Raw genomic sequence first — 13,872 nt, 5'->3', positions numbered from 1 at the left:
TTGTCCGAACTTGGACTTACTTCGGACAAGTTTAGGATTTTTTCTCCCAGAGTTGTCCGAACTTGAAGTAATTTGTCTATTTGCCCTGAAAATTTTACCTACTTACAAATTTGGCAGTAGCTTTGTGATATCACCGTGCGGTCTTGGGATGACATGGACTGCCACTAGTTCTCCGACGCGCTGTGCTGCTTCTGCTCCGACTTCTGTTGCTGCCTTGACTGCTCCTACATCACCCTTGACGATAACGGATACTAATCCTGATCCGATTTTTTCGCTGCCTACGATCTCAACGTTGGCTGCTTTCAACATTGCATCTGCTGCTTCAATTGCTGCTGTAAGACCTCTTGTTTCGATTAAACCGATCGATTCATTCATCATTTTTCCTCCTCAGATTCGTTAAATTCTTTACGACTTTTTACTTCATCAATGATTTCCTCAACATCAATGTCATCTATGTCAGCATCTTTCATTGCTTCATAAACCTCGCCAAGCATATCCTTGCTTTTTTTCACGTCAGTATCCGTCTCCTCCGCATCTGCAGCCAATTGGGCTGGAACAATGAATTTCATAATTTCTTCATGCGGATTCATGATGGCAAGGGCCATTTTTAGCGGATTGCCCGGCTTTCCTTCACAGACCTGTCCTGCGATTTCGATTGCAGCTTTAATGTCGGAGACACTGCCTCCGATAATCAAACTGACCAGTCTGCCGCCAAGGTAATTCTCTGAAGTCAGAAATTCAACGTTTGCCCCTTTGCATACAGCATCCAATATTTCGGATGCGATGGTAAAATATTGTGTTTCTATGACACCTATTGCTTCGTATCGGTTCATTGTTCACCGCCTTCTGCTGAATCCGTCAGCTTTTCCAAACCTTCATATGGCCTTGGGATCACCCTGGCCGCTATCAGTTCCCCATGTTCGGCTGCTGTCTCCTGGCCCACCTCGATTGCATGCTGGACAGATGCCAAATCCCCGGTGATGATGATGGACACCATTCCGGTTCCAATCCTTTTTATGCTGGCAATCTCGATGTATGCGGATTTGATCATTCTATCAGCGCAGGTTAAAGCGTTTACATTTCCGACGACTTCAATGATTCCCAGTGAATGCTTCACCTGTCTCACCTCTCGCCATGACTTAAGACTTAATCTTGACCTTTCCCAGCGGAAGAAGTTTCTCGATTCCTTTCGATGCAGAAGAGATCATATGAGCAGAAACATCCGCTACATCTATATACTTTGCGGCTTCATGTTCTGCAGCTTCCAGCGCGACTTTAACATCCGAGACCGATCCGGTGAATTTCACCTGGATTACGACCGGTATTGGTGCATGATCGCCGGCAGCAGGATTATTGCAATCCATTCCCTCGATCTTTATGTTCGCCGCCTTGCAAGCCTGATTCATTGCAGCCAGGGCGACACTATACCCTTGCACTTCCAATAATCCAATTGCATTTGCCATCTTCCATCACCTACCCTATGATTCGAAATCCACCTTCGGCTAACACACAGCGCCTTTGTCTTGTAAAAGTTTTCGCCGAAGTGATTCCTTCACCCGTAGGCCCGGCGATTGTCATCGTTGTAAAGCCTTCGCCACCAAACCCAACTCCAGCTAGTGATGAAGCATTTTTTACAAAAATGGTCGTCTCGACTGCTCTTGCAAATCGAGTTAGATGATCAACATTCTTGGAGTGCATGATTGCCGTATGACGATTTCCATGCTCCGCCTTCACTGCAAAATCAATTGCTTCATCCAGTGACTTAGTCCGCACGATTGGAAGGACTGGCATCATTTGCTCCAGCTGGACAAATGGATGGTCAAAATCGACATCACCTATAAGCAGCCTGACCTCACCATTCGTTACAACTCCCAATTCTTTTAGAAAAGCCGACGCCGGCTGGCCTACCCATTTTTTCGCAACATGATATTCTCGCTTCGAATCTAGCGAACATCCCTGCGCGACTTGCTTTTCATTTTCTTCAAGAGCAAAGCTCATTACTTTCTCTAGCTGATATTGATCAAGCATATACGCTCCGTTGTTCAGCATATGAAAAACCAGATCATCAGCAGCAGAGTCGAGGACAAATACTTCTTTTTCAGCGATGCACAGGATGTTGTTATCAAATGATGCTCCATCAATGATTGATTTTGCAGCATGTTCCAAATCGGCTGTATCATCCACGATTACCGGAGGGTTGCCTGCTCCGGCTCCAACCGCCTTTTTACCAGACTTAAGGAGTGTTTTCACGAGACCGGGGCCACCCGTTCCTACTAACATACGAACCTTCGGACTATCAATTAAGACCTGCATCGTATCCAGGGTAGGATTGCCAACCATTGTGATCAGATTTTCAGGTCCTCCTGCAGCTTTGATTGTCTTATTTAACAATCGAACCATATAGGCACATGAATTTTTAGAAGAAGGATGGACATTGAACACCACTGCATTGCCGGCAGCGAGCATTCCAATTGAGTTATTGAGGATGGTTTCAGTCGGATTTGTCACCGGCGTCACTGCCCCGATCAAGCCGAATGGTGCTTCCTCAACAATGGTCAAACCATCATCACCTGAAAACGCCTCTGTTTTCAGGATTTCAGTTCCTGGTGTATGTAAAGCTGTCAATTCATGCTTGGCAACTTTATCGGCGACATTGCCAAGCCTTGTTTCCTCATGGACCATATCGGCGAGGTTTTCTTTTTCCGCCAAAACCGCCTGCCGGATGGCAGAAACAATTCTCTCCCGGTCCTTCAGCTGGAAGCTCCTCATAAATTCAAGCTGCGCCTTGTGGCCTGCCTCGACTGCGTCTTCCATCGAAGCGAATACTCCAAGCTCCCCTTGCGGCTGAATCGTAGAGATTTGTTGCTTGGCCGCTGTTGCTTTTTGCTGCTCAGGATGGACAGCCTGCTTCATCTTCATAGGAGCATGAGCAGACTGCGGCATCTCTTTCATCACAGCTTCAACATTTTGCAGGACAGATTGAACGATTTTTTTGATATCCTGTTCAGAAATCTGGGTGCTCAAATTGCTTCCCCCTTACTTAAGATATTTTTTCAACACATCTTCAGTAACCTTCCTGACGATAGATTCAATCAGTTGGTCATTGCTTTGTGTAGGCTCTGCTTTTTCAGCAGTCTTCACTCTTTCTCCATTATCACAAGTTGGCACTCCACCCGTTTTGATGCCCATCTTTTCACGGATGTCGATCAAATCGGATATTTGCGCGCAATTCAGCTCATTCGTCTTATTGATGATATTGTTGGAATACATGAGCATAAGCGCATAGTGTTCAAGTGATTCCATGCGGTAGTATGCTTGCATAAGGTCGCTTCCCCACGTAAGCGCACCGTGGTTGGCAAGGAGAACCGCATTATAATCCTTGCAATATGGAGCGATTGAATCCGGAACTTCCTGTGTGCCAGGTGTAGCATACGGAGCAACTGGTACAGTTCCTAAAATGACGACCGCTTCCGGGGAAACCGGCTGATCCAGGCTGATCCCTGCAATTGCATAGGAAGTGGCTACAGGTGGATGGGCATGGACCACCGCATTCACATCTGGGTTTTCATGATAGACACGCAAGTGCATCTTCACTTCTGAAGATGGTTTTAACTTGCCGGAAATCACTTTTCCGGATAAGTCCATTTTCACCATCATGTCCGGTGTCATGAATCCCTTGCTCACTCCTGTAGGTGTCGTCCAAATCGTATTCGGACCAACTTTCACAGAAATATTGCCATCATTGGCTGCTACAAAGTTCTTGTTGTATACTCTTCTGCCAATCTCACAAATCAATTTCTTTGCCTCGAAATCAGACAGATACTTGTTGTTCGTAACCATCTATTACATCTCCTAACTATTCACTTGCAAGTGGGTTTTGTAAAACAATATAAATCTTAAAAAACCCCAATCTTCTTACTCTAATATTCTTACTTAACCTTAGTTTTGTCAATGTTTATTTCTGTTTTGTTGTGATTTTCCCACCAAAAACCACATAAACAGACAACAGACCATAAATAAGTCTATTATGGTTATAGTTAAAAGCCGCCTCACACCTGTATTCCCTACTCATAATCTATCAAAATGCAGCAGGATTCGTTTGATGAAATAATAACCATCCCTGGATTCTTCTTTTCTATATAAACCCAAACAAAAGTGGTATAATACAAAATAACTAATGGCATTAAGGAGAATACGATGTTACATGTAACCCGTAAAAGTAAGATAAAAGAATTGATTATCGAAAAGAAAAGCGTTACCGTTTCCGAGCTGACGAAAATGTTCAAAGTGACGGAAGAAACGATCCGGCGTGACCTGAAGCAACTCGAGGATGAAGGTCTCCTTACCCGTACCTATGGCGGGGCTTATATTTCTGAAGGAGTGCAAAACGACGTTGATGTGAACTTGCGCGAATTCATCCACGTTGAAGGCAAGAAAAAGATTGCCGCCAAAGCACTTTCCTATATAAAAAGCGGTGATTCCATCTTTCTCGACGCCTCCACGACATCCCTTGTCATCGCAGGGTTGATTTCCGACCAAAAATTAACCGTAGTAACCAACTCTATTAAGGTAGTCACCACATTGATGGGCAACCCAAACATTAAATTAGTGGTCATCGGAGGCACTCTTGCAGGTTCCTCTCTATCAAATCTAGGCCGGAATGCGGAAACCAATATGGAGCACTACTTTTTCGACACCGCCTTCATCTCCTGCCGTTCTGTCAGCAAGGCACACGGAATCACAGACTCCAACGAACAGCAGGCAGTCATTAGAAAAATTGCAGCCGACCACGCAAATAGAGTTTTTCTGATTGCCGATTATACTAAATTCGATAAAACATCATTCACTACCATTTGCGGATTCGAGGACATCAACACCGTTATCGTGGACGAAAACCTGCCAAGAGAATGGCATGAATTCCTAAGAGACAAAGGCGTCGAGTTAGTGGAGTGTGAGTGAAGAAAACCATAAACCAGGTCGCCTATGGGTGACCTGGTTTTGGCTTTGTGAGAAGGATGTTTGAAAAAATAAGAGGAAAAATTCCGTTTATATTGGGAAATATCAATATTTCCTTAAAAATAAGCGGACATATTCCGCCTATACAAACAAAATCTTTAAAATTCGGCCTATTTAGGGTAGTTAACCGGAATTCCTCCGCTTATATCTGCCTTTTAAACTTCATCTATATACATTAGCCGGAAATTCTCCGCCTATTAATTCTAATACACGAATACTCTTCCTTTCCCGTAACATTACCAAAGCACATGTCCCCACCCCAAAAAAAATAAGCCGGCAGATCTCTCTGCCAGCTCCTTCAATACTATTTCTTAAACATCTTCGGAAGACTCTCCGCAAATGGCGCATATGCGATTCCGTTTTCTGTGACAATACCTGCAATCAAGCTATGATCTGTTACATCAAAGGCTGGGTTGTAGGTTTGTACATCTTTTGGCCCCATCGGCTTTTCGTACCACTGTGTCGTGATTTCTTCCGCTGGTCTTAATTCGATATGGATGTCGTCGCCAGTTTTGCATTCCAGGTCGACCGTCGATAGCGGTGCGCACACGTAGAATGGAATGTTGTAGTGTTTCGCAAGGATGGCTACACCAGATGTCCCGATTTTATTGGCTGAATCTCCGTTCGCCGCAACACGGTCACATCCGACAAGAACCGCCTGGACTTTCCCTTCTTTCATGACAATGGATGCCATGTTATCGCAGATCAAGGTTACATCAACACCTGCTTCCTGAAGCTCCCAGGCAGTCAAACGGGCACCTTGAAGCAGCGGGCGTGTTTCATCAGCAAAAACCTTGAAATCGTACCCTCTTTCCTGGCCAAGGTAAATTGGCGCAAGCGCTGTACCATACTTGGCAGTGGCAATCGTACCAGCATTACAATGCGTGAGAATTCCCATGCCCGGCTCTAACAATGACAAAGCATACTCGCCAATTGAAGCGCACACCTTCTCATCTTCAGCACGGATTAATTCCGATTCCTCTTTTAATGCAGCCTTCACTTCAGACACACTCTTGCCTTCTTCTCTCTTAAAGCGGGCATCCATGCGGTCAAGCGCCCAGAAAAGATTCACAGCTGTAGGACGTGAAGACGCCAGATAATCCTTCGCCTTTTTAAAATCTTCATACAGCTCTTCATAAGAGTCCGCTCCGGATTTCTTCGTGCCAAGATAAACTCCGTACGCGGCCGCAATCCCGATTGCCGGAGCACCCCTTACTTTCAAAAAGTAAATCGCATCCCAAATATCCTTCAGTTCCTTCAATTCAAGAAATTTCTTTTCATTTGGTAAAAGTGTCTGGTCCAACAAGACGAGCATATCTTTCTCATCATCGAGTCTGACCGATTGAATTGCATCCACTGGTCTTTCCATTCGCACTACCTCCTAGATGTTGTTGAAACTTTCTTTTACGACTTTGATAAAATCTTCACCAGTTTTCAAAGTTCCTCTTTCCATGATGAATCGCTTACCAGCTGTCAGGCACTCTTTCTCTGCAGCTGCACGTTTTTCTGCATCCTCAATGGAGGTTATGTCTTTTACATGGGCAAGCCCGATGATCCGGCGGCAAAGCTCAAGCCCTGATACAGCAGCTGTATCTCGCAGGACAGAATCCAAATAGTACTCTTTGAAGCCTTCGTAATGTGCCGTACGATCCGTCACTTTTTCATCCCATGCTTTAACGAACTTCTCTTTAAAAAGATCAACAATATCGATAATCGTATTTTGAAGATATTCGATTTGGTCTTCCCTTTGTTCCGCATCCTCAATTGTGTACTTCGCATTCGCCAGCGCGAAAGTGAGGTTGGCAATGACATTCCCTACGTCATATCCAGCTGGGCCATAGAATGCGAATTCAGGATCAATCACTTTCGTAGAGTCTTCTTTTATAAAAACTGAACCTGTATGAAGATCGCCATGCAGAAGCGATTGAGCATTTGTCATGAATTCGAACTTTAGCTTAGCAGTTTCAAGTTGAAGAGCTTTATCATTCCAGATCGTTTCCTGGACGAAGTCTCTTGAAGCCGGGAACGCATCGTTGCGCGAACAATCATAGAATGGCTCTGTGTACACAAGGTCTTCAGTAATTTCGCATAACTCTGGATTCATGAAGCTTTTTACCAGCTCTTTCTTTTCCTTGTGCTCCATCACAACATCCGTTGTCAGCAATAGTGTATTGACCATATATGTAGTGATGTGGTCTGCAAATAGCGGGAATTTCTTATGGTTCATCAGTGCCGTACGCATGATTTCATGATCTGAAAGGTCTTCCATCGCACAGCAATTCATGATTGGGTCATAACCGTATATTTCCGGCACAAAACCAGGAGCAAGCTTGTTCTGGAGTTCAAGGATTTCACTTTCGATCCTGTTCCTGTCAGGCGAAAGCTTGAACTCATCCGAAATCCTCGCTACTGGACCGGCTTGTTTAACGATGACAGACTTATTATTCTTTTCATCTACTAATCTGAAAACATAGTTGAGGTTGCCGTCGCCAATCTCCTTGCACGTAAGCTCAGCATCTTCGTCAAAAAAGTTGAGTCGAGTCTTAGCGTATTCAATCGCATCTGCTTCTGTCATTGTAAAATACTCAGTTGTAAAAATAGCCATCTTTTATTCCCCCACTTTACTTTTGTTTATAGTAAGTAAGCGCCAATGCAAATGCCAATACTGTTCCTTTTACAATATCCATTGCATAATACGGAACAGACATCATGACCAGTCCATTCGCCAGGATCCCGATCAGGACCGCTCCGACAAATGTACCCAGTGCGTTCGGCTTTCCAGCTCCAAAGACGGAGAAGCCGATGAATGCTGCGGCAACCGATTCCATCAGATATGGAGCACCAGCATTGATTTCAGCTGTCATGACACGAGAAGCGAGGACAATACCGCCGATCGCTGCGAATGTAGCTGATAGTAGATAAGCTGCAATTTTATATTTATTGACCGGAATACCGGAGAGCCTTGCTGCTTCCTTATTCCCGCCAATTACATACATATATCTTCCGTGCTTTGTATACGTCAAAAGGATATGGACCAATATGACAACTACAACCATTATCAAGATGATCCACGGTACCTGCCCTATTTTTGCGAATAATGGGCTGATGGTACCTTCCGAGAAAGTCCCATCAGGCATAACCATGTTCTGTGAAACGGTTGCACCTTTTGTATAAGTCAGGGCAATACCCTGAATGATGAACATTGTCGCCAGAGTCATCAGCATATCAGGAATCTTCATTTTCACGATCATGAACGAGTTCAATCCACCGACAATCAATGCAGCGGCAATGGCTGACAAGATCGCAATGAAGGTATTTTGTGAAAACCATACAAACATCGAGATGACGACCGCATTCGAAAGGGATGCTACTGAACCGACAGACAGGTCAAAGCCGTCGACGGTCAAAGAAATCGTGATACCGATCGCGATAATCGTTACAATCGAAATGGAACGCAGGATATTAATGATATTATTCGCCTGTAAAAAACTCGGATTCGAGATTGCAAACACTGCAATCAACACAAATATAGTAAGAATCGTCCCATACTTATATAAAAAGTCAAAAAAGTCGAATGTCTTTCTTACTGGCTGTTTGGACGGAGCAGGATTTGGAACGCTCATCTCACTTGCCTCCTGTTGAATAGAATAATAGTTCTTCTTCGTTGGTCTTTGCCGTTTCAAGCTCTTTTGAAATCTGCCCATCATAAACGACATAGACACGGTCAGTGATTCCGACAATTTCGGATAGTTCACACGAAGCATAAATGACCGCTTTCCCACGCTGGGCAAGTCCGGAAATCAATTCGAATATATCTTTCTTCGCCCCAACATCGACTCCCTTTGTCGGCTCATCGAAGATATACACTTCCGCATCCGTGAGAAGCCATTTGCCGATTGCGACTTTTTGCTGGTTTCCGCCTGATAAATTCTGAACCTTCGTGTCTTCAGAAGGAGTTTTGATGCCCAGGCTGCCGATCATTTCCCGCGCCTTGATTTTCTCCCCTTTAAAATCGAGGAAGCCAAGGAACTTAGTGAAACGCTTCAGGTTGGCAGAACTCAAATTGCTCGACACCGGCTCTGCAACAAGGATCCCTTCTTTTCTTCTTTCTTCCGGGACAAGTGCGATCCCCTGTTTAACCGCTTGGTGAGGGTTCTTGATTCTCAATGTTTTCCCTTTAAGGATGATATCCCCGGCCGTTTTCCTGGTTGCACCGAACAGCGTTTTGCATAATTCCGTTTTTCCGGCTCCGACAAGCCCGGCGACTCCGAGCACTTCCCCTGCCCTTACATGCATGGAAATCCCCTTGATCACACCTTCATCATGAAGATTTTTCACTTCAAGGAGCGTATCGCCTATCGTCACCTGTTTTTTCGGGAACTGATCATCAAGTTTCTGCCCAAGCATATATTCGATTACGCGGTTTGGTGTTGTTTCAGCAATTCTTTCCTTGATGACAAATTGTCCATTCCTCATAACCGTTATCTCATCACAGATTTCAAACAGCTCAGGCAAGCGGTGGGAAATGAAGATGACCCCAACATTACGCTGCTTGAGATCGCGGACGATCCGGAACAACTCATTTGTTTCAGAGTGGCTTAACGGAGCTGTCGGCTCATCAAGAATCAGAAACTTACAATCTTTTAAAATAGACCTGGCAATCAGGACCATCTGCTTCTCAGCTAGCGTCAGTTCGCTGACAAGTTTTTTAGTAGATACCTTAACATTCATACTGGCAAGGATCTCAGCAGCTTTTCGATGAATTTCCTTCCAGCTGACGATTTGCTTTTTGCCCATATCATTCACGGTTTCGTTCAACATGATATTCTCACCAACCGTCAAATACGGAACCAATGCCGTATCCACTTCCTGATAGACGATTTGGATTCCATAATCCTGAGAATCCTTCGGTGTGCGAATATCAATTTTCTCACCATTAAGGTAGATCTCACCGGTGTAATGGTTATAGGCACCAGAAAGCACCTTCATTAAAGTTGATTTACCAGCGCCATTCGCACCGATCAGCGCATGTGTCGTACCAGTTTCGGTTGAGAAGCTAACATCGTCCAGGGCCTTTACTCCTGGAAATTCAATTGTGATATTCTTCATTTCCAGCAACGTTCTAGTCACGTTCTTTCCCACCTTCCGGCAATTGCACTTCTAAAGCAAACACTCTCTTAAAGTCCATAAGAGAGTGCGCTTCCCATGTACCTTCAATGAATCAAGATACTTATTTCTTATAGTGATCCTTTAGAGTCTTCATCCAATCCTCTTCGAAAGCATCAGATTTGCCCCATCCATCGATGATGTCAGCAAGAGTCTGCATGTTCACTGGAGAATCAGAAGATTGAAGCGTCTTTTGGTCAATCAGCGAAGCTTCTAGGTCATATGTTTGCGGAGTTTCTTCATCAGCAAGCTTCTTTGCAAGAATTCTCATGTTCACTTCACCAATCAGCTTAGGGTCAACAGCCGCTGTATATGCCCATGGACTTCCTTCTTCCTGCATCAATTGAAGGTCAGCGTTAGAAACGTCGATACCGTAAATCTTGATTTCATCTCTGCCAGCTTCCTTGATCGCACGAGCTGCACCAATCGCGAACGCATCCCAAGTAGCGAAGATTGCGTCAATTTCACCTTTCTTGTGCTTGTTAAGCATGGCAGCAACAGCGTTCTGTGTCTGAACAGATGTATCAGCAGCAGCTACACCGAAACGTTCGATTTCTTTTAGGCCAGGATTCTTTTCAAGAACATCTTTATATACATTGTTACGTCTTACCATTGGCGGGAATCCATCAACCCAAAGGTACACGATATTTCCTTCACCATTTGTTTCTTTAACTAACTGATCCAAAGCTAACTTTGCAAGCGCTTCGTCATCTTGAGAAGTTAACGTAACTCCGTCAACATTCATCAAGTCGCCGTTTGAGTCGAAAGTAACGACACTCTTTCCAGCTTCAGTCAATTTTTTTACATCATCTACAGTAGCAGCATCATCACCATGGGAAATGATGAAACCGTCATAGTCTTCTTGAAGCCCTTGTGCAATGGCATCATGGAACTTCGCCGTGTCGCCATTTGCAGTAAACACATCTACTTTAAAGCCTAATGCTTCACCTTCAGATTTAGCACCAGCAAGGAATTGAGCAGTATGATCGTCGCCGCCGATCTTCCTGATTACCTTGATCTTCATGTCATTTCCATCTTTGAACACTTCAGGGACGTTTTCAAAGCTTACTTTTTCGTTCCCTTTCGCAGGCTCTGACCCACCCGAAGAGCAGCCCGTCAACAATAAGCTCATAGCCATAGCTGAAACGGCAACAGTTTTAAAGAAATTTCTTTTCTTCATCTTTTTTCCCCCTAAATTTTTGTTGGATTCCAGTCTATCGAGCCATATGTATCTCTGTCATTCCTAATAGATAGAGGAATCTATTGTGAAGCGCTTTCATGTTTGGTTAAATTTTATCATGACATTCTACCTTTCTACAATGTTTTTTTTGAATTGTTTATAATTTATTTGGTTTTCGGACGTGAAACCCACATAATTTTATTGTTTTATGTTGTTTTCAGGTTTTTTTGAAACTATTTTTCCATATGTATTTACAATGGAACTATAAATCTTCCCCTTTAAATCTAGTAAATCTTTATTTTCTATAAAAAATCCTATTATTCAAAAACAAACACGAAACAAACAAAAGCAAAATAAAATTTGTATAAGAAGAGTGAGAATGGTAGAATCGAACATAATTTAACAGAATATTGAATCAGGGAGGGGAAGAGATGTTAAAAGCAGAGCGCATAAAAAAGATGAAAGTAAAAGAAGTGGATCCGAAATTGAAGGGAAGACTCCCAGCAGGCCAGGTCCTGACAGAGAGGTTTCCAATATTGCATGAGGGAGAAGTTCCTGAATACGAAATGGACACATGGGACTTTAAAATCTTCGGAGAGGTAGAAGAACAGATTGTACTGACGTATACTGATCTTTTAAAAATGCCTCAGACAACGGTTAAATGTGATATCCATTGCGTAACGCGGTGGTCAAAATTCGACACTGAATTTACCGGTGTGAAAGTAAAAGACCTATTCGAGCATTGTGGGATTAAACCGAACGGAAAGTTTGTAATGGTACACGGCGACTACGATTATGAAACAAACCTTCCACTTGAAATGATGCTGGACGACGATGTACTGCTCGCCCACTCCTATGATGGAAAGCCTCTTTCAAAAAAGCACGGCTGGCCACTGAGACTTGTCGTTCCGAAACTATACTTCTGGAAAAGCGCAAAATGGGTTCGAGGTTTCGAATTCATGAAAGAAGATAAAAGCGGCTTCTGGGAAAGCAACGGGTTCCACAACAACGCCGATCCTTTCAAAGAAGAAAGATTCTCAAGCGACGACATGTACCTGCCAGAGGATGAATGGGAGAAGAAAGATTTTGATTGAGTGAAGTAGAAAAGAGAGAAAAACAATCACTTGTTTTTCTCTCTTTTCTATTTATTAAACATTCTTACTTCATGCGTAAGAAGAGATTAGCCATTTTTCGAGAATAGAACTGATCGATTAATTCTTTATGTTTGAAGAATACCTTCTTGGCATAAGGCATCAAAGACAGTTCTGTTTAATAATTTGAATTTTATCACAACTTAAAATCCGTTGGTTTTGACTCACTGGGATACAAGAACCGTCCCCATGTCGCCCAATGTCCCTTCAGATTCCTTCGCAACTCTCTCAACACCTAGTTGATTGATGGGTTTCAATCCATTTGCATCTGGTGCTGTTTCCTCGAATAGATGGGTATTTAAGAGCGCGACAATCACACGGACAAGCTTGATGTTTGTATCTAGCAGTGTAATTTCATCCTCGGTAAATCTCTCGAAATCAGGTTTATTATCAACTGTTTCTGACAGCTCATACAAGAAATCCCAAAAGACTTCTTCTATTGCATGCAGTTCCTTTGCCAACACTGCTGCGGTGGATGAAAGGCTGGCAAGATAGTCATTGACCACCTTCATATTTTCAATACATTGGTTGACCTCTGAAACCGCATGATCGATTTTATTTTTCAGGGCTCTCTCGCGGAATTTCAAAATGGCTGCAAATACCGGCGAACGCATGAGACCATCGATAATCCCTGCATCCTCATCATAAATTTTCAGCAAATACGAGTCGAACATGGCAAAATCCGAGTCAATATTGGCATGGCGGAATAGTTCATCAAAGGTCCTCTCATGCCCATCAAATTTGATATTGTACGTCGGACGGTTATGAATCTTCTCGAATACCTCTGCAAAGTACTCAAGCTGTGTATGTAATTGCTCTTTGACTTTTCGGATATCCTCAAATTGCGCAGTTAGTTTTTCATTCAAGTTTTTTCCCTGATCCTGTTGCTTCTCAAGGATATCAATACGCATATTTAAATAATCGCTCTTCTCCTGGACACCATATGCCGAATTCTTCCCCACGGCTGACATGACTGCTTTAAGCGGAATTTGGGCAGGAAAAAGCACGTATGAACCTATTTCCACTAGATCTGCTCTAGATTTATTCTGTATCTTCTCGGAAATATAATATTTCGCATCGAACGTCTTGTCACTCACGAAATCCTTCGTGTCTGCAGCCTTGTCTAAGATAAAATCTTTTGTATCCTCGGCTTTTTCCGACACGAAATAAGCTGTATCCTCCACAAAATCCTTTAGATCGCTAACCTTATCTTCAATTGCATATTTCGCATCGAATGCCTTATCACTGACTAGGTCCCTGGCATCCACTGCCTTTTCAACGACAAAATCCTTCACATCTTCCATTTTATAGCTGATTGTATCCTTCATGTCACGCAGCTTATAAAAGAAACCCATCCTC

Annotated in this window: 14 protein-coding genes; 2 read left to right on the top strand and 12 right to left on the bottom strand. The window is 43.4% G+C overall.

Annotated features, from left to right (window positions below; translation table 11 throughout):
• Positions 1–102: 102 nt before the first annotated feature.
• The 6 genes from AB5I83_RS08565 to AB5I83_RS08540 are packed head-to-tail and all read right to left on the bottom strand — an operon-like array spanning position 103 to position 3,840.
• On the bottom strand, positions 103–375 hold the full coding sequence (locus AB5I83_RS08565; protein WP_306050607.1) for a BMC domain-containing protein: 273 nt from the start codon (positions 373–375) through the stop codon (positions 103–105).
• On the bottom strand, positions 375–833 hold the full coding sequence (locus tag AB5I83_RS08560) for a BMC domain-containing protein (protein ID WP_448974501.1): 459 nt from the start codon (positions 831–833) through the stop codon (positions 375–377). Before AB5I83_RS08560 ends, AB5I83_RS08565 begins: the two co-directional genes overlap by 1 nt.
• Entirely contained in the window at positions 830–1,117 is a 288-nt protein-coding gene (locus tag AB5I83_RS08555) for a BMC domain-containing protein (protein WP_448974499.1), read from the bottom strand. Before AB5I83_RS08555 ends, AB5I83_RS08560 begins: the two co-directional genes overlap by 4 nt.
• Positions 1,118–1,139: 22 nt before the next feature.
• Complete coding sequence (locus tag AB5I83_RS08550) at positions 1,140–1,463, bottom strand: BMC domain-containing protein (RefSeq protein WP_448974497.1); 324 nt, start codon at positions 1,461–1,463, stop codon at positions 1,140–1,142.
• A 10-nt stretch (positions 1,464–1,473) separates the two neighbouring features.
• A complete protein-coding gene (locus AB5I83_RS08545; protein WP_448974495.1) occupies positions 1,474–3,024 on the bottom strand; it encodes an aldehyde dehydrogenase family protein in 1,551 nt (516 codons plus the stop codon).
• A gap of 12 nt (positions 3,025–3,036) precedes the next feature.
• Positions 3,037–3,840, bottom strand: a complete 804-nt coding sequence (locus AB5I83_RS08540) for a class II aldolase/adducin family protein (RefSeq protein WP_448974493.1) — start codon at positions 3,838–3,840, stop codon at positions 3,037–3,039.
• 357 nt (positions 3,841–4,197) lie between these two features.
• Here AB5I83_RS08540 and AB5I83_RS08535 point away from each other — a divergent pair, with 357 nt between their 5' ends.
• Entirely contained in the window at positions 4,198–4,959 is a 762-nt protein-coding gene (locus tag AB5I83_RS08535; RefSeq protein WP_448974491.1) for a DeoR/GlpR family DNA-binding transcription regulator, read from the top strand.
• A 361-nt stretch (positions 4,960–5,320) separates the two neighbouring features.
• Here AB5I83_RS08535 and mtnA read toward each other — a convergent pair whose 3' ends face one another.
• From mtnA to AB5I83_RS08510, 5 genes are all read right to left on the bottom strand, one after another.
• Positions 5,321–6,385 carry an S-methyl-5-thioribose-1-phosphate isomerase gene (gene mtnA / locus AB5I83_RS08530; protein ID WP_448974489.1) on the bottom strand — a complete coding sequence of 355 codons (1,065 nt, stop codon included), beginning with the start codon at positions 6,383–6,385 and terminating at the stop codon, positions 5,321–5,323.
• A 12-nt stretch (positions 6,386–6,397) separates the two neighbouring features.
• A complete protein-coding gene (mtnK, locus tag AB5I83_RS08525; RefSeq protein ID WP_448974487.1) occupies positions 6,398–7,621 on the bottom strand; it encodes an S-methyl-5-thioribose kinase in 1,224 nt (407 codons plus the stop codon).
• A gap of 16 nt (positions 7,622–7,637) precedes the next feature.
• Positions 7,638–8,639, bottom strand: coding sequence for an ABC transporter permease (locus AB5I83_RS08520; protein WP_226086115.1), 1,002 nt, complete (start codon positions 8,637–8,639; stop codon positions 7,638–7,640).
• A 1-nt stretch (position 8,640) separates the two neighbouring features.
• A complete protein-coding gene (locus AB5I83_RS08515; protein ID WP_448975257.1) occupies positions 8,641–10,125 on the bottom strand; it encodes a sugar ABC transporter ATP-binding protein in 1,485 nt (494 codons plus the stop codon).
• Positions 10,126–10,246: 121 nt separating this feature from the next.
• A complete protein-coding gene (locus tag AB5I83_RS08510; RefSeq protein ID WP_226643099.1) occupies positions 10,247–11,362 on the bottom strand; it encodes a sugar ABC transporter substrate-binding protein in 1,116 nt (371 codons plus the stop codon).
• Positions 11,363–11,793: 431 nt separating this feature from the next.
• On the opposite strand from AB5I83_RS08510, the gene AB5I83_RS08505 reads away from it, so the two are divergent.
• Complete coding sequence (locus AB5I83_RS08505; RefSeq protein ID WP_448974484.1) at positions 11,794–12,456, top strand: sulfite oxidase-like oxidoreductase; 663 nt, start codon at positions 11,794–11,796, stop codon at positions 12,454–12,456.
• Between the two features lie 221 nt (positions 12,457–12,677).
• Here AB5I83_RS08505 and AB5I83_RS08500 read toward each other — a convergent pair whose 3' ends face one another.
• On the bottom strand, positions 12,678–13,868 hold the full coding sequence (locus AB5I83_RS08500; protein WP_448974482.1) for a hypothetical protein: 1,191 nt from the start codon (positions 13,866–13,868) through the stop codon (positions 12,678–12,680).
• Positions 13,869–13,872 lie beyond the last annotated feature (4 nt).

It is taken from the genome of Mesobacillus sp. LC4, from assembly GCF_053543455.1.
This window is presented reverse-complemented; position numbering and strand designations above follow the sequence as displayed.